At 72.2% G+C, this 15527-nt stretch carries 15 protein-coding genes and 1 tRNA gene; 7 read left to right on the forward strand and 9 right to left on the reverse strand.

Annotated features, from left to right (window positions below):
- The 5 genes from QMK28_RS18905 to QMK28_RS18925 all read right to left on the reverse strand — a co-directional run.
- Positions 1-1242: HD-GYP domain-containing protein (locus tag QMK28_RS18905; protein WP_326439436.1), on the reverse strand; the 1242-nt coding region annotated here is incomplete at its 3' end.
- A gap of 138 nt (positions 1243-1380) precedes the next feature.
- Entirely contained in the window at positions 1381-1785 is a 405-nt protein-coding gene (rsrA, locus tag QMK28_RS18910; RefSeq protein ID WP_326439438.1) for a mycothiol system anti-sigma-R factor, read from the reverse strand.
- On the reverse strand, positions 1782-2450 hold the full coding sequence (locus QMK28_RS18915; RefSeq protein ID WP_443050769.1) for a sigma-70 family RNA polymerase sigma factor: 669 nt from the start codon (positions 2448-2450) through the stop codon (positions 1782-1784). The genes rsrA and QMK28_RS18915 overlap by 4 nt, the downstream gene beginning before the upstream one ends.
- A 324-nt stretch (positions 2451-2774) precedes the next feature.
- On the reverse strand, positions 2775-3413 hold the full coding sequence (locus QMK28_RS18920; protein WP_326439442.1) for an alpha/beta hydrolase family protein: 639 nt from the start codon (positions 3411-3413) through the stop codon (positions 2775-2777).
- An 82-nt stretch (positions 3414-3495) separates the two neighbouring features.
- On the reverse strand, positions 3496-4317 hold the full coding sequence (locus tag QMK28_RS18925) for an SOS response-associated peptidase (RefSeq protein WP_326439517.1): 822 nt from the start codon (positions 4315-4317) through the stop codon (positions 3496-3498).
- Between the two features lie 299 nt (positions 4318-4616).
- Between QMK28_RS18925 and QMK28_RS18930 the strand changes: the two genes are divergently transcribed.
- The 4 genes from QMK28_RS18930 to QMK28_RS18945 all read left to right on the forward strand — a co-directional run bounded on the left by QMK28_RS18930 (position 4617) and on the right by QMK28_RS18945 (position 8427).
- Complete coding sequence (locus QMK28_RS18930; protein WP_326439444.1) at positions 4617-5330, forward strand: M50 family metallopeptidase; 714 nt, start codon at positions 4617-4619, stop codon at positions 5328-5330.
- A gap of 199 nt (positions 5331-5529) precedes the next feature.
- Complete coding sequence (aroA, locus tag QMK28_RS18935) at positions 5530-6876, forward strand: 3-phosphoshikimate 1-carboxyvinyltransferase (RefSeq protein WP_326439446.1); 1347 nt, start codon at positions 5530-5532, stop codon at positions 6874-6876.
- A 12-nt stretch (positions 6877-6888) separates the two neighbouring features.
- Positions 6889-7899 carry a ribosome small subunit-dependent GTPase A gene (rsgA, locus tag QMK28_RS18940; protein ID WP_326439448.1) on the forward strand — a complete coding sequence of 337 codons (1011 nt, stop codon included), beginning with the start codon at positions 6889-6891 and terminating at the stop codon, positions 7897-7899.
- Between the two features lie 204 nt (positions 7900-8103).
- Positions 8104-8427 carry a DMT family transporter gene (locus tag QMK28_RS18945; protein WP_326439450.1) on the forward strand — a complete coding sequence of 108 codons (324 nt, stop codon included), beginning with the start codon at positions 8104-8106 and terminating at the stop codon, positions 8425-8427.
- Between the two features lie 92 nt (positions 8428-8519).
- Here the strand turns inward: QMK28_RS18945 and QMK28_RS18950 are convergent, their stop codons facing one another.
- A complete protein-coding gene (locus tag QMK28_RS18950) occupies positions 8520-9245 on the reverse strand; it encodes a TetR/AcrR family transcriptional regulator (protein WP_326439451.1) in 726 nt (241 codons plus the stop codon).
- A 146-nt stretch (positions 9246-9391) separates the two neighbouring features.
- Between QMK28_RS18950 and hisN the strand changes: the two genes are divergently transcribed.
- On the forward strand, positions 9392-10186 hold the full coding sequence (gene hisN, locus QMK28_RS18955) for a histidinol-phosphatase (RefSeq protein ID WP_326439453.1): 795 nt from the start codon (positions 9392-9394) through the stop codon (positions 10184-10186).
- Between the two features lie 278 nt (positions 10187-10464).
- Positions 10465-10872, forward strand: coding sequence for a CBS domain-containing protein (locus QMK28_RS18960; protein ID WP_326439455.1), 408 nt, complete (start codon positions 10465-10467; stop codon positions 10870-10872).
- 195 nt (positions 10873-11067) lie between these two features.
- Here the strand turns inward: QMK28_RS18960 and QMK28_RS18965 are convergent, their stop codons facing one another.
- The gene (locus QMK28_RS18965) at positions 11068-12534 is read right to left on the reverse strand and encodes a catalase (RefSeq protein ID WP_326439457.1); all 1467 of its coding nucleotides are present in this window, start codon (positions 12532-12534) and stop codon (positions 11068-11070) included.
- 186 nt (positions 12535-12720) lie between these two features.
- Between QMK28_RS18965 and QMK28_RS18970 the strand changes: the two genes are divergently transcribed.
- Entirely contained in the window at positions 12721-13137 is a 417-nt protein-coding gene (locus tag QMK28_RS18970; protein WP_326439459.1) for a Fur family transcriptional regulator, read from the forward strand.
- A 109-nt stretch (positions 13138-13246) separates the two neighbouring features.
- Here QMK28_RS18970 and QMK28_RS18975 read toward each other — a convergent pair.
- Positions 13247-13323: transfer RNA gene (locus QMK28_RS18975), tRNA-Met, on the reverse strand.
- Between the two features lie 255 nt (positions 13324-13578).
- Positions 13579-15390, reverse strand: coding sequence for a tetratricopeptide repeat protein (locus QMK28_RS18980; protein ID WP_326439461.1), 1812 nt, complete (start codon positions 15388-15390; stop codon positions 13579-13581).
- Positions 15391-15527: the final 137 nt, after the last annotated feature.

A 15527-nucleotide genomic window follows, 5' to 3' on the forward strand; every position in this document is an offset into this window, starting at 1 on the left:
CTCCCGGTCCAGCGCGCGGACCAGCGCCCGCACCATCTGCGGGTCGAACTGCGTGCCCGCGCACTTCTGGAGCTCCAGGACGGCCGCCGGGACCGGCCGGGAGCGCCGGTAGCTGCGGGTCGAGGTCATCGCGTCGAACGCGTCCGCGACGGCGACCACCCGGGCGAATTCCGGGATGTTCCGGCCGGACAGCCCGTACGGATAGCCGCGCCCGTCGAGCCGCTCGTGGTGGTGCAGGATCGCCGAGCGCGCCTCGCCGAGGAATCCGATGCCGCGCACCATCTCGTGCCCGTACTCGGGGTGCAGTTCGATGATCCGGCGCTCCTCGGGGGTCAGCGGCCCGTCCTTGCGCAGCAGCCGGGTGGGGACGCCGAGCTTGCCGACGTCGTGCAGGATGCCCGCGAAGCGCAGGACTTCGAGCCGGCCCTCGGCCATCCCCAGCTCGCGGGCGATCATCACGGAGGCGCGGCCGACGCGCTCGCTGTGCCCGCGCGTGTAGCGGTCCTTGATGTCGACGGCCTGCACCAGGGCCCTGATCGTGGCCTGATGGGCGGTGCGCTCGCGGTGGTACTGGGCGAAGATCCAGCAGGAGACGTACATCGGGAGCAGCACGAACAGCGCGGCGACCGGCCCGTACGAGCTGCGCCAGAGCACCGCCATCATCAGGCCGGCCAGGCCGTGCACCAGGTGCGGGGCGAGCGAGCGCGGGAGCAGGCCGCGCCAGGCGGTGCGCGGCGAGCAGCGCTCGGCGGTGACCAGCACGCCGCCGTCGAGCAGGCTCAGCACGCAGCAGAAGACGAGCGCGGCGGCGCCCGCGGGCAGTAGTACGTACGGGAAGTCGGGCGGCGCGAGGGTGTGGCCGGTGGGCCGCAAGACGTGGGCGGCGGCGTAGCCGGCGAGCGCGAGCTGCGCGGCGTGCCAGACGCGGCGGGGCACGGCCGGCTGCGCTTCCACCCGGCCGATGAGCGCGCCGGGCACGGCGACGAGCGCGGCCGCCGCCGGCGGCAGGAGAAACGTCCCGGCCAGCAGCACGGGGAAGAAGGAGCCCATGCCGCTGGGGGCGCGGTGTCCCATCAGCGGGCAGCGGGTCAGCTGCTCACAGAGCGCGTAGAGAACGGCCAGCAGGGCGACCGTGCCCCATGGGGTGGCCGCTCCCGGCCGAACGGCGGGGGCGGCGCACGCCGCCGCCCCGAGCACGGCGCACAGGATGTACCCGCACGCCCCCAGCGGCAGCGACCGCATGGCGCCCTCCTCCCCCGTCCGCTCCCGCTTCCCCGTCAGGATGGGGACAATAGAGCGGTGTAGGGCGGCAGGAGGGCGCATCGCCGGATTGGGACGCGGGAAGTGGGGCGGTCTCACACCTTCGGGTGACGAGAGTCGCTATTCCGCGCGAGCGGCCCCGGCGGACGACGGGTCCGCGGTGGATTCGGCGGCCTGAGCGGCGGACGATTCGGCAAGCGCGCTCTCGGCCGCGGCGGAGCGGTCGTCCGCCCTCGCCTGTTCCAGCACGGACTGCTCGGGCACGGCCTCGCCGGACCGGATCAGTTCGATCCGGCCCATGACCTTGGACCGGAGGTCCGTGGGGACGTCGTCGTGACCGCAGCAGCGCTTGACGAGCTTCTTGACGGCCTGCTCCAGGCCGTACTTGTCCAGGCACGGCGAGCACTCGTCGATGTGCACCTCGAACTTGGCGCAGTCACCTTCGGGCATCTCGCGGTCGAGGAACTCGTACAGATGGTCCAGGACCTCGGAGCAGTCCGTCTCGTGGGGCTCTCCGCAGCTCATGAGTCCGAGCCTTTCCGATCGAGCGACTCCTCCGGCACGGCGCCCGCGCCGGCCGGGACCAGCCCGCGGTCACGGGCGTAGTCCTGCAGCATGCCGCGCAGTTGGCGACGGCCTCGGTGGAGTCGGGACATCACCGTGCCGATGGGTGTTCCCATGATGTCGGCGATCTCCTTGTAGGCAAACCCCTCGACGTCCGCGAGATAGACCGCGATGCGGAACTCCTCGGGGATCGCCTGGAGCGCTTCCTTCACGTCGGAGTCGGGCAGGTGGTCGAGCGCCTGCGACTCGGCCGAGCGCAGCCCGGTCGACATGTGCGACTCGGCTCGCGCGAGCTGCCAGTCCTCGATCTCCTCCGCACCACTGCGCTGCGGCTCGCGCTGCTTCTTGCGGTAGGAGTTGATGAAGGTGTTGGTCAGGATGCGGTAGAGCCAGGCCTTGAGGTTCGTACCGTCGCGGAACTGGTGGAAGGACGCGTACGCCTTCGCATACGTCTCCTGCACCAGGTCCTCGGCGTCGGCCGGATTGCGCGTCATACGCAGCGCGGCCGAGTACATCTGGTCGAGGAAGGTGAGGGCGTCCCGCTCGAAGCGCGCGTTGCGCTCGGCGGTCGACTCCTCCGCCGGCTCGCCGATCGTGCCGTCGTCGGTCCCAGTGACCGGACCCACCTCCTCCACCATCGCGGCCGGTCCGAATGCGGACCTGCTCGAATCGGAGAATAGACGACGATCCGGCCCTGCCGCCGCTCCAGCCGGAACGGGCTGGGCCACCCGCACCTGCGACCACTCCAGGTCACTGGCCTGGGGGCGGGACGGGCAAGCAATCGAACCCATGCGGCGGACTCCCTCTTTGCCTCGGTTTTGCCTTGCGTCTGTGGCACGTGTGCGCCGGGGTCGCGTACCCGATGAGTACGTACCGGCTCTCCGCACAACAGCCGCACCCCGCACCTCATTCCCGCGAGCGCCCGGCGAGCGCTCCGGGGGACACTGCGGTCAGCCGCCGAGCCCTTCCAGCCAGTCCGCGACGGCGTCCGTGATGAGGGTCAGCGCCGCGTCCTGCCCCAGGTCCGCCCGCTTGGGCACCGCGAAGCCATGGTCGGCGTACGGCACCTCGACCAGCCCGGTACCGGCCGGGAACTCCTCGGGGCGGCCGAACGGATCGCGCCCGCCCTGCACCACCAGCGTCGGCAGCCCGGCCCCGGTCAGCTCGTCCGCGCGCGACTTCTCCGGCCGGCCCGGCGGGTGCAGCGGGAACGACAGCGCGAGGACGGCGCGCGCGCCCAGCCCGCGCGCCGTGCGGCAGGCGACCCGCGCCCCCGCGCTGCGCCCGCCCGCGACGATGGGCAGGCCAGGTTTTTCGAGGGCGGGCCACAGCGCGGTCCACGCGACGTCGAGTGTCTTCGGCGCGGGCGCGACCTTCTTGCCCGCCACCCGCCACGGCTGCTCGACCAGCGCGACGCTCACGCCGCGCGCCGGGAGCGCGGCGGCGAGCGCGCGCAGGTCGCGCGCCTCGATGCCGCCCCCCGCGCCATGGCTGACGGCCAGCACGAGGCGCGGCTCGGGCGCGAGGTGCCAAGTGACGCGGGCGTCGCCCACCGGCGTCGGGACAGTGTCGGTCGTCTTCGTGCTCACCCGCCCATCCTGCCGCGCCGAAGGCCGGAAACGGGCGAGCCGCCGCCCCTCGGCCCCCTCAGCCCTTTCAGGACGCATCCCCTCAGAAGAGCGTCTCCTCCTCGGGCGCGGCCAGCGGATCTAGCAGCTCCGGTCCGTTGTTGCGCACGTTGCTGACCTCGGTCGAGACCGGATACGCCCGCATCAGCCCGGCCGGCGGCGGCGTCAGCAGCTCACGCAGGCGGTCCGGGTCGGTGCGCGCCGGGTCCAGCCAGGGGTCCCAGCGATCCGGTGTCAGCATCAGCGGCATCCGGGGGTGGATCTCGGCGAGGGAGCGCGGCCCGTCCTCACCCGCCGGACCGGCCAGCGGCTCCTTGTCGGCCTCCGTGGTGATCACCGTGCAGGTCACCCACCACGACATCGGGTGGTCGTCCGGCAGCGTCCGGTCCCGCCAGAACTCGTACAGCCCGGCCATCGCCATCACCGAGCCGTCGTCCGGGGTCACGAAGTACGGCTGCTTGCGCGACCGCTTCTTCTTCCCCTTCTCCTCCAGTTGCCGCTCGGCGGAGCCGGTCACCCACTCGTAATAGCCATCGGCGGGTATCAGACACCGCCGGGCGGCGAAGGGCCGCCGGAACGACGCCTTCTCGTGCACCGTCTCCGCCCGCGCATTGATCATCTTCACCCCGACCTCAGGCGACTTGGCCCACGACGGCACCAGCCCCCACCGCAGCGCCCGAAGCTGCCGGACCGGCGCCGAGGGGTCCTCCGCATCCTTCACGGGTCGCTCCAGCACCGCGTACACGCTCTTCGTCGGCGCCACGTTCCAGTCCGGTGCGAGAGCCTCGGCCGGCTCCCACTTCTGAATATCGAACAGCCCGGCCAGATCCTCGGGTGCTCTGCTCGCCGCATATCGACCGCACATCATCCATCACCCCTACGAACCGCGTTAACGCCAAAGCTGATGCTCTTGTTGTCCGAGCCGCCCGGAACATCCAACAGTGGCGGACCCGTCGCTGAGAGGGATTAGCAGAATCCGGCCGCGGCACATTCCTCACCGCAGGCACCCCTATGACCAGGATCACGCCACAGCCATACCGCTCTGAGCTGCATGTTTGTCATCGTGGGTGATGCACGGTAGAGGCGGATTTTACATATCAACCGCACATAGATGCCAGACTGCCACGGCACTCCGCCAGGCCGCCGTCCGTTGCAAGGGGAGAGATGGACACCGACCACATCACCGACGTCTGGGACCGGGTTTTCGGCACCCAGCCGGATCCGACGAACTGGCTGGTCATCGCCGCCGGCCTCGTCGCCCTCGCCGCCGTACTGCCGAACGGCGTCTGGCGGCTGACCCGCAATGCCGTGACCATCGCCCACGAAGGCGGCCACGGGCTGGTCGCGCTGCTCACCGGCCGCCGCCTCGACGGCATCCGGCTGCACTCCGACACCTCGGGGCTGACCGTATCGCGCGGCAAGCCCAGCGGGCTCGGCATGATCCTCACCGCCGCCGCCGGTTACACCGCGCCGTCCCTCATCGGGCTGGGCGGCGCCTGGCTGCTGGCCGCCGGGCACATCACGGCGCTGCTGTGGGGCGCGACGGTGCTGCTCATCGCCATGCTCGTGATGATCCGCAACGCCTACGGCGCGCTGACGGTGATCCTCAGCGGAGCCGCGTTCTTCCTGGTCTCCTGGCTGACCGAGGCGAGCGTGCAGGCGGCTTTCGCTTACGGAGTGGTGTGGTTCCTGCTGCTCGGCGGCGTGCGGCCGGTCTTCGAGCTGCAGAGCAAGCGGCGGCACGGCGGAGCGCCGGATTCCGACGCCGATCAGCTCTCCCGGCTGACGCACGCCCCGGCCGCGATGTGGCTCTTCCTGTTCCACGCCGTCTCGCTGTGCGCGCTGGTCGGCGGCGCGCGCTGGCTGCTGGGGCTCTGACAGCGGGCGGACGCTAGCAGGGGGCGCACGCGGGGAGCGGACGGGGACGGTCCGACAGCCCCGCCGCGGCTCTCGGCGCGGCTCCCGGTGTGTCCTCAGCCCCTCCCCGGCCCGCCCCCCTACCAGCGGGATGTTTCAGCCGGGTTGCCCAACTTTCGATCAAGATCCGCACCACGGACGAGCCACTAAAGTGAGAGCCATGACCGACAGTCCCGCGCACCCCGCCCACTGGCCCGCTCCGCTAGCGCACGGCGCCGTCGACGCGACGGTCACCGTGCCCGGCTCGAAGTCGGTCACCAACCGCGGCCTGGTGCTCGCCGCTCTCGCCGCCGAGCCCGGCTGGCTCCGCCGCCCGCTCCGCTCCCGCGACACCCTGCTGATGGCCGAGGCGCTGCGCGCCATGGGCGTCGGCATCGAAGAGGGCATCGGCCCCGACGGCAGCGGTGAGGCCTGGCGGATCATCCCGGCCGGCCTGCACGGCCCCGCCACCGTCGACGTCGGCAACGCCGGCACCGTGATGCGCTTCCTGCCGCCGGTCGCCGCGCTCGCCGACGGCCCGATCCGCTTCGACGGCGACCCCCGCTCGTACGAACGCCCGCTGCACGGCGTGATCAACGGACTGCGCGCCCTCGGCGCCCGCATCGACGACGACGGCCGCGGCGCGCTCCCGCTGACCGTGCACGGCGGCGGGGCGCTGGACGGCGGTCCGGTCAGCATCGACGCCTCGTCGTCCTCCCAGTTCGTCAGCTCGCTGCTGCTCTCCGCCCCGCGCTTCAACCAGGGCGTCGAAGTACGGCACACCGGCTCCACCCTCCCCTCCCTCCCGCACATCCTGATGACCGTCGACATGCTGCGGGCCGCGGGCGCGCAGGTGGACACCCCGGAGTCGGGCGGCGAGCCGAACGTCTGGCGGATCGCGCCGAGCGCGCTGCTCGGCCGCGACCTGACCGTCGAGCCCGACCTGTCGAACGCGCAGCCCTTCCTCGCGGCGGCGCTGATCACCGGCGGCCGGGTCACCGTCCCGGACTGGCCGGAGCGCACGACGCAGCCCGGCGACGCGCTGCGCGAGATTTTCACCACCATGGGTGGTTCCTGCGAGTTGACCGCCCAGGGCCTGGTCTTCACCGGCACCGGCCGCATCCACGGCATCGACGTGGACCTCGGCGACGTCGGCGAGCTGACCCCCGGCATCGCCGCGGTCGCGGCGCTGGCCGACTCCGAGTCCGTCCTGCGCGGCGTCGCGCACCTGCGGCTGCACGAGACCGACCGCCTGGCCGCCCTTACCAAGGAGATCAACGCGCTGGGCGGCGACGTCACCGAGACCGCGGACGGGCTGCGCATCCGCCCCCGCCCGCTGCACGGCGGCGTCTTCCACACCTACCACGACCACCGGATGGCGACCGCCGGCGCGATCATCGGCCTGGCGGTCGACGGCGTACGGATCGAGAATGTGGGGACCACAGCGAAGACGCTGCCCGACTTCACCGACATGTGGACGGGAATGCTCGGGCCCGTGCCGGAAGCCGCCCCGGCCCGGAGAGTCTGAGAGCTTCCCGCGATGCGCCGCTACGGCAAGAACCCCGACGAGGACGACATCCGCGTCCGCCCCAACCGCAAGGGCAACCGCCCGCGCACCAACATCAGGCCCAAGCACGAGGACGCGGTCGAGGGCTTCGTCCTCACCGTCGACCGGGGCCGGCTCACCTGTCTGGTCGAAGACCGGCAGATCCACGCCATGAAAGCCCGCGAGCTCGGGCGCAAGGGCGTCGTGGTCGGCGACCGGGTCGGCATCGTCGGCGACCTGACCGGGGACAAGGACACCCTGGCCCGGATCGTCCGGGTCGAGCCGCGCAGCTCGGTGCTGCGCCGTACGGCCGACGACGACGATCCGTTCGAGCGGATCGTCGTCGCCAACGCGGACCAGCTCGCGATCGTCACCGCGCTCGCCGACCCGGAGCCCAGGCCGCGGCTGATCGACCGCTGCCTGGTCGCCGCGTACGACGCGGGCCTGGACCCGCTGCTGGTCCTCACCAAGTCGGACCTCACCCCCGCCGACCACCTGCTGGAGACCTACGCGCCGCTCGGCGTCCCCTATGTGGTGACCCGCCGGGACGAACTGGTCGACGGCAACGCGGCGGACCGGGTACGGGAGTTGCTGGACGGCCGGATCACCGCGTTCGTCGGGCACAGCGGCGTCGGCAAGACGACGCTGGTCAACGCCCTGGTGCCGCCGGAGCGGCGGCGCGCCATCGGCGTGGTCAACGCGGTCACCGGCCGCGGCCGGCACACCACCACCTCGGCGCTGGCGCTGCCACTGCCCGGCGACCGCGGCTGGGTGATCGACACCCCCGGCGTACGGTCCTTCGGGCTGCACCACGTGGACCCCTCTCGGGTCATCCTGGCCTTCCCCGACCTGCTGCCGGGCGCCGAGGGCTGCGCGCGGGCCTGCGGTCACGTCGAGGACGGCTGCGCGCTCGACCAGTGGGTGACCGACGGCCACGCCGACCCGTCGCGGCTCTACTCGCTCCGCCGGCTGCTGGCCAGCAGGGAGCGGCGCGAAGGGGACTGACCGGTCTGCCGGTCGCCGGCGGCCGGTCGCCGCCCGCTCCGCGGGGCGGCCGGCCACGTCCGCCGCCGCCCGGCAGACCGACCGGCCACGTTTACTGCCACCCGCTCGAGGTAAATGCATAATCGCACCAGGCCCCGCGCCCCGCCGTCGAATCGGCGCCGGGACAGCGCGGACACGGCAGTCACCGATGCGGGAGGCAAACTCATGGCGTGGCTGCTGGTCGTGGTGGCGGGGCTGCTGGAAACCGGCTTCGCCGTGTGCCTCAAGCTCTCGCACGGCTTCACCCGGCTGTGGCCCACCGTCGCCTTCTGCGTCTTCGCGCTCGGCAGCTTCGGTCTCCTCACGCTCGCGTTGAAGAAGCTGGACGTGGGACCGGCGTACGCGGTCTGGACCGGCATCGGCGCGGCCGGCACCGCGATCTACGGAATGGTCTTCCTCGGCGACATCGTCTCCACGCTCAAGCTGGTCTCGATCAGCCTGGTCCTGGTCGGCGTGATCGGGCTCCAGCTGTCCGGCTCGGCGCACTGAGCGGCCGGCCGTCCACGGCGGTCAGCTCGCGCCGGTCACTTCACGCCGGTCAGCTCGCGCCGGCTCACCCCACTCCAGTCACTTCACGCCGGTCACTTCACGCCGACGAGTACGTCCCTGACCAGCCGGGACACCAGCCGCCCCGCCTCCGCGTCGGAGCCGACCGGGGCGAGCACGTACGAGAGGGTGAGCCGCGCCGCCGCCTCGCAGGCCCAGTGGATGCCGACCGGGTCCGGCTCCTTGTCGTGCTCCCCGACGGCTCCCGCGCCCCCTGTCACGCCCCCTCGCGCGCCTCCTTCGCCGTCGCCGGCTCCCCTGACACCGCTCTCCCGTAACACGGCCACCGCTCGCCGGCGGAACTCCGCGACCAGCCCGTTCGCCGAGGGCGCGCCCGGCACCTGGCCGACGTCCGGGCCCAGCGGGACGCTCCCGCGCTGAGCCGGAACGGCTGGGACGGCCGACACCGCCGCGTCCGGCAGCCGTTCGCCGCGGCAGCCGGTGAGGGCCGCGCGAACCAGCGGGTTCGTACGGGCCGAGCGCAGCGTCCAGACGGCAGCGGCGGCGCAGCAGTCCGCGGCGTCCGCGCCCTCGCGCACGGCGGCGGCGGACAGGACGCGGTCCACGCCGGCCAGGTAGCTGTCGGTCTCGCGCCGCACCAGCGCGCGGGCCAGCCCCTCCTTGCTGCCGAACTCGTTGTAAAGGGTCTGCCGCGAGACCCCGGCGGCGGCCGCGACATCGACCATCCGCACGCCGTCCCACGGACGGCTGGAGAGGATCGTGTAGGCGGCGTCCAGCAGGGATTCACGTGCTGTAGGCATCGTTGCCTCCGGGGCCGGGGAGCTCGCATGCCGGTTGTGCCGACAGAATTGACGCGCCGCCAGGAGGTGTCAATAGCCCTCGCGGGGAGCGCGTGCTGCAAACGTGCGGGGGCGACCGCCCTGCCGCCGGACGATAGTGTTCGCTCATGTCGGACTACCTGGATGACCTGCGCCTCGCCCATGTACTGGCGGACGCCGCCGACGCCCAGACCATGGAGCGGTTCAAGGCGCTCGACCTGAAAGTCGAGACCAAACCGGACATGACGCCGGTGACCGAGGCCGACAAAGCAGCCGAGGAACTGATCCGCAGCTCACTGCGGCGCGCCCGCCCGCGCGACGCCGTGCTGGGCGAGGAGTACGGCAGCGAGGGCTCCGGGCCGCGGCGCTGGGTCATCGACCCGATCGACGGCACCAAGAACTACGTACGCGGGGTGCCCGTCTGGGCCACTCTCATCTCGCTGATGGTGCGCGGCGAAGGCGGCGACGAGCCGGTGATCGGCCTGGTGTCGGCGCCCGCGCTCGGCCGCCGCTGGTGGGCCGCGAAGGGGGCCGGCGCGTTCACCGGACGCAGCCTGTCATCCGCGCACCGGATGCATGTGTCGCAGGTGAACCGGATCTCTGACGCGTCGTTCGGATACTCCTCGCTCACCGGCTGGGAGGAGCGCGGCAAGCTGCCCGGCTTCCTGGAGCTGAGCCAGGACTGCTGGCGCACCCGCGGCTACGGCGACTTCTGGCCGTACATGATGATCGCCGAGGGTTCGGTGGACATCTGCGCGGAGCCGGAGTTGTCGCTGTGGGACATGGCGGCGAACGCGGTCATCGTCCAGGAGGCGGGCGGCCGGTTCACCGGTCTGGACGGCCGGCCCGGCCCGCACAGCGGCGACGCGGCCGCGTCCAACGGCCTGCTCCACGACGAACTGCTGGGCTATCTCAACGGGTAGCGACCGACGGCAGACCGCCCTGGAGCAGGACACAACAGCGCGGGGGCGCAGGCGCGCGCGATGGAGCAGACGGCTCTTCGCGCGCCCTTCGCCATGTCTGCGCACGCCCCTAATCCGGGTCCCGTACGCCCCGCGTGCCAGGTCTCCGGCGCGCCCCCTCGCATGGCTTCCGTACGCCCCCCTTGTTGCGCGGTCATCCCCGTGTGAACATGGAGTGACAGCTTGTGAACTTGTGAATCCTTTCTCGAAGGGATCCACGAAGGAGGTGGCTCCACTCCATGCTCGTACGTGACGCCATGAGCACGGTGGTCCTCACCATCGGACCCTCGCACACGCTCCGCCAGGCCGCCCGTCTGATGGCCGCGCGCCGCGTGGGCGCGGCGGTGGTCCTCGACCCCGACACCTGCGGACTCGGGATTCTGACCGAGCGTGACATCCTCAACTCCCTGGGAGCGGGACAGAACCCGGACCACGAGACGGCGAACGCCCACACCACCACCGACGTGGTCTTCGCCGCCCCCGGCTGGACCCTGGACGACGCGGCGCGGGCCATGACGCACGGCGGCTTCCGCCACCTGATCGTGCTGGACGAACGCGAGCCGGTGGGCGTGGTTTCGGTGCGCGACATCATCCGCTGCTGGACCCCGGCCCCCGAACGTACGGGGGCTGCGGCGCTACCCGTCTGAGGACGGCTCCGGTACGGCCTCGGCACTACACCGGCACCGCGCCGGCACGGCAACAGGCCGGCACGAGCGAAGAGTTCCGACCCCGGCCCCGCCCTGACCCCGACCCCAGGTCCGACCCCAGGCCCGAATCCGGGCAAGCGAAGAGGCCGGAGCCCCAATGGCATCCGGCCTCTTCGTTTTTACGGCGAGCGTCGGTCAGCCGCGCAGGGCCTGGACGGCGGCTTCCAGCCGCTTGCCGTAGTCAGCGTCCGCCTGGCGGAAGTTGTCGATCGCGCGCTTGGCGATGTCATCGCGCGAGACCTGGGAGATGAAGCCGGCGAGGTTCGCGATCAGGCGGTCCTTCTCGCCGTCCGACATCAGCCGGTAGAGGTCGCCGGCCTGCACGAAGTCGTTGTCCTCGGCGTGCAAGGGGGCCTCCGTCTGACCGGTCGCGCCGGTGACCGCGAGCGCCGAGTGCAGCGGCTTGTCGGTCTGCGCCGGGCCGCCGAAGCTGTTCGGCTCGTAGTTCTTGGCACCGCCGTGCCGGCCGTCGTACAGCGCGCCGTCCCGGCCGTGCGTACGGGCCTCGGCGGCGTGCGGACGGTTCACCGGCAGGTGGTCGGCGTTGATGCCGACGCGGTAACGGTGGGCGTCGCCGTAGCCGAAGAGCCGGCCCTGGAGCATCTTGTCCGGGGAGGGACCGATGCCCGGCACGAAGTGCGCCGGCGAGAAGATCGACTGCTCGACCTCGGCGAAGATGTTCTCCGGGTTGCGGTTGAGCTCGAACTTGCCGATCTCGATGAGCGGGTAGTCCGCGTGCGACCAGACCTTGGTGAGGTCGAACGGGTTGAAGCGGTAGGTGGCCGCTTCGGACGCCGGCATGATCTGGACGTGCACCGTCCAGCTCGGGAAGTCACCGCGCTCGATCGAGGTGCGCAGGTCGCGCTGGTGGCTGTCCGGGTCCTCACCCGCGAGCTTCGCCGCCTCCTCGGACGTCAGATTCACGACGCCCTGGTCGGTGTTGAAGTGGTACTTGACCCAGAAGACCTCGCCCGCGGCGTTGTTCCACTGGAAGGTGTGCGAGCCGAAGCCGTGCATGTTGCGGAACGACGCGGGGATGCCGCGGTCGCCGAACAGCCAGGTCACCTGGTGCGTGGACTCCGGCGAGAGACCCCAGAAGTCCCAGACGTTGTCCGCCTCCTGCGAGCCGGTGTACGGGTCGCGCTTCTGGGTGTGGATGAAGTCCGGGAACTTGATGGCGTCCTTGATGAAGAACACCGGGGTGTTGTTGCCGACGAGGTCGTAATTGCCCTCTTCGGTATAGAACTTCAGCGCGAAGCCACGCGGGTCGCGGACGGCGTCGGCCGAGCCGAGGTTGCCGGCGACGGTCGAGAAGCGCGCGAAGGTCTCGGTCTCCTTGCCCACCTCGGAGAGGAACTTGGCGCGGGTGTACTTCGTCACGTCCGCCGTGACGGTGAAGGTGCCGTACGCACCGGCGCCGCGGGCGTGCACGATCCGCTCCGGGATGCGCTCCCGGTTGAAGTGCGCCAGCTTCTCCATCAGCGACTGGTCCTGGACCAGCACCGGGCCACCGATGCCCGCCGTCTCGCTGTTCTGGTTGTCCGCGACCGGAGCCCCGGACTCCGTGGTCAGCGGTCCGGTTGTCTCGCCCTGAACCGTCACGTGCGCCTCCTGCAAAGCTCTCGTCCTGTCCGTCCTGTCCGTCCGGTCCAGACCCTTGGCCTGAACCGATTCCGATCCTACATTGGACAATGTCTAAGTCAAGAAGAAATGGAGACTCGTATCGCGTCCGGCCATGGACAGTCCCGCTGCTAGGCTTGTCCCTTATCTGACTGATAGGTGAATGGCATGAGTGACCTGCTCGATCGACTCCGGGGACGCGGCTGGCGACTGACCGCCCAGCGACGCGTCGTGGCCGAGGTCCTGGACGGGGACCACGTGCACTACACCGCTGACGAAGTGCACGCCCGCGCGACCGCCCTACTGCCCGAGATCTCCCGCGCGACCGTCTACAACACCCTCGGCGAGCTCGTCTCGCTGGGCGAGGTGCTGGAGGTCAGCACGGACGGCCGCGCCAAGCGGTACGACCCGAACGCGCACCGCCCGCACCAGCACCTGGTGTGCGCGAAGTGCGGCACCATCCGGGACGTCCACCCGCAGGGCGACCCGCTCGCCGACCTCCCGGCCGACGGACGCTTCGGCTTCACCGTCTCCACCGCCGAGGTCACCTACCGCGGCGTCTGCCCCAACTGCGCGGGCGGCTGACCGCACCGGCGCACCGCATTCCACCGAGCCCGGCCGGCGGTGCGGACGGGCCGGAACAGGACGGGAACGTGACGAAGGCCCGGATCCAAAAGGATCCGGGCCTTCGTTGTGGTAGCGGGGACAGGATTTGAACCTGCGACCTCTGGGTTATGAGCCCAGCGAGCTACCGAGCTGCTCCACCCCGCGCCGTTGTGAAACCAACTCTACGCGACCGGGGACGGCAGGCCAAATCGGATTCCCGCCGCCCCCGCACACCCGCTTCACCGCTGCCGGGCGGGCTGCCTCGCTGGTCAGAGCCCGACCGCGCCGCTGGTCCCGGGCCGGGGCACCTCACCGTACGGAGCCGGCCGCGCCACCGATCAGGCGATCAAGGCACAGCCGTACGCGAGGGCCGGAGCCCTCATGGCACTGCCGCCGCCCCGCCCAGCCGGGCAACCCGTGTCAGGCCGTGAGCTCCTGGCCCAGCGCGTCGCGCAGCCGGGCCGCGCGCTCCGCGACCTCGGCCGGTCCCAGCTCGACCGCCCGCGCGCACCACTGCTGCCCGGCGGCGGGCTCGCCGCGCCGGGCCGCGAGCAGCGCGAGGCGCAGCGCGGCCCGCCCGTGGCCGGCTCCGGCCGCCCGGGTCCACCACAGCGCGGCCTCCGGCTCGCTGCCCTCCCGGGCCAGCAGTAGACCCAGGTTGAACGCGCCGTTGCGGCTGCCGGCCTCGGCCGCCGTGCGGTACCAGTGCGCCGCCTCGACCACGTCGCCACGGGTCGCCGCGAACATGCCGACCCGCACCTGCGCGCGCCGGTGGCCCTGCCGGGCCGCCCGCTCGTACCACTCCTCGCACTCCGGGGAGGTGCCGCCCTCGGCCGCCGCGCCCACACCGTCCGCCGGGGCCGCCGCCTGCCGGTCGAGCAGCGCGCCCAGCCGGAAGGCCGCCTCGGCGCTGCCGCCGCCCGCCGCACAGCGCAGGTGCCGCTCGGCGGCGTGCTCGTCGCCGTCGCGCAGCAGCGCGATGGCGACCTGGAGCGCGGCCTCGGTGTGCCCGGCCGCGGCGGCGCGCTCGTACCAGCCACGGGATTTGCCGTCCTCGCCGCGCCCCGCGTGCAGGATGCCGAGGTTGAACGAGGCGTCGACGCTGCCCGCCTCGGCCGCCTTGGAGAACCAGGGCTCGGCGCCGGACGCGTCGCCGCGCTGCAACAGCAGTACGGCGAGGGCGTTGGCGGCCTCGCGATGGCCGGCGTAAGCGGCGCGGCGGTACCACTGCTCGGCCTGCGCCGCGCGCTCCTGCGCGGTGCACAGCAGAGCCAGGTTGTACGCGCCGTTGACGTCGCCGGCGTCCAGGGCGGCGCGGTACCAGCGCTCGGCGGACTGCGGCTCGCCCCGGGCCGCGTGCAGAGCGCCCAGCGCGTTGGCCGCGTTGCCGTCGCCGTCCTGGGCGGCGCGCCGCCACCAGATGGCGGCGCTGTCGTCGTCCCCCGCGTCGCGCAGCAGGAAGCCGAGCGCGCAGGCGGCGCGCGGCTCGCCGTCCTTGGCGGCGGTCAGGTACCAGCGGCCGGCCTCCTGCGTCTCGCCGCGCTCCTCCAGGAGCGTGCCGAGGTGCAGCGCGGCGCGGCGGTGGCCGCGCGCGGCGGCCTGCCGGTACCACTGCTCGGCTTCGTCGTCTCCGACAGCCTCGGCGGCGGCGCCGGCGGTGTCCCGCCCCGGGTCCGCCCCGTTCTCGTACGGGCCGCGCTGCTCCGAGTCGTGCGGGCCGTGCTTGTCGAGTCCCTGCTCGTCCAGGCCCCGCTTGTCCAGGATGCGGGCGTAGCGGTACGCGGCCTCGCGGTGGCCCTGCTCGGCGGCGGCGCGGAACCAGCGCGCGGCGCCGACGTCGGTGCGGTGTTCGAGCAGATCGGCGAGGGCGTACGCGCCCAGCGCGTGGCCGGACTCGGCGGACTGCCGCAGCCAGTACTCGGCGGCGGGCTCGTCGCCGCGCTCGCGGTAGTAGCGGCCCAGCGCGTGGGCCGCCGCGGCGGAGCCGGCGACGGCTGCGATGCGCCACCAGCCGGCCGCCTCCTCGGCGTAACCCCGCTGGTGCAGCAGGACTCCGAGGTTGTTGGCGGCGGCCCGGTCGCCTTCGGCGGTGGCCGCGCGCAGGTACGACTCCGCGCCGTCGAGGTCTCCGCGGCGCAGCAGCAGCGAACCGAGGACACTCATCGAGGTGGTGTCGCCGACGTCCGCGCCACGGCGGTGCCGGGTCTCGGAGGCGGCGTCGGTGGCGTTCACGCCGCCCGCGCAGCCTTCAGCGACGGTCGGCCGCTCCGGATCGCGCCCGTCGCCGGACGCATCCACAAACCGACATGAATCCAACAGACTTGCCTTGTCCCCCATAGAACCCATCGTCGCACCACCCACAACCCTCG

Source organism: Streptomyces sp. H27-D2 (genome assembly GCF_035828615.1).
GTDB lineage: Bacteria > Actinomycetota > Actinomycetes > Streptomycetales > Streptomycetaceae > Streptomyces.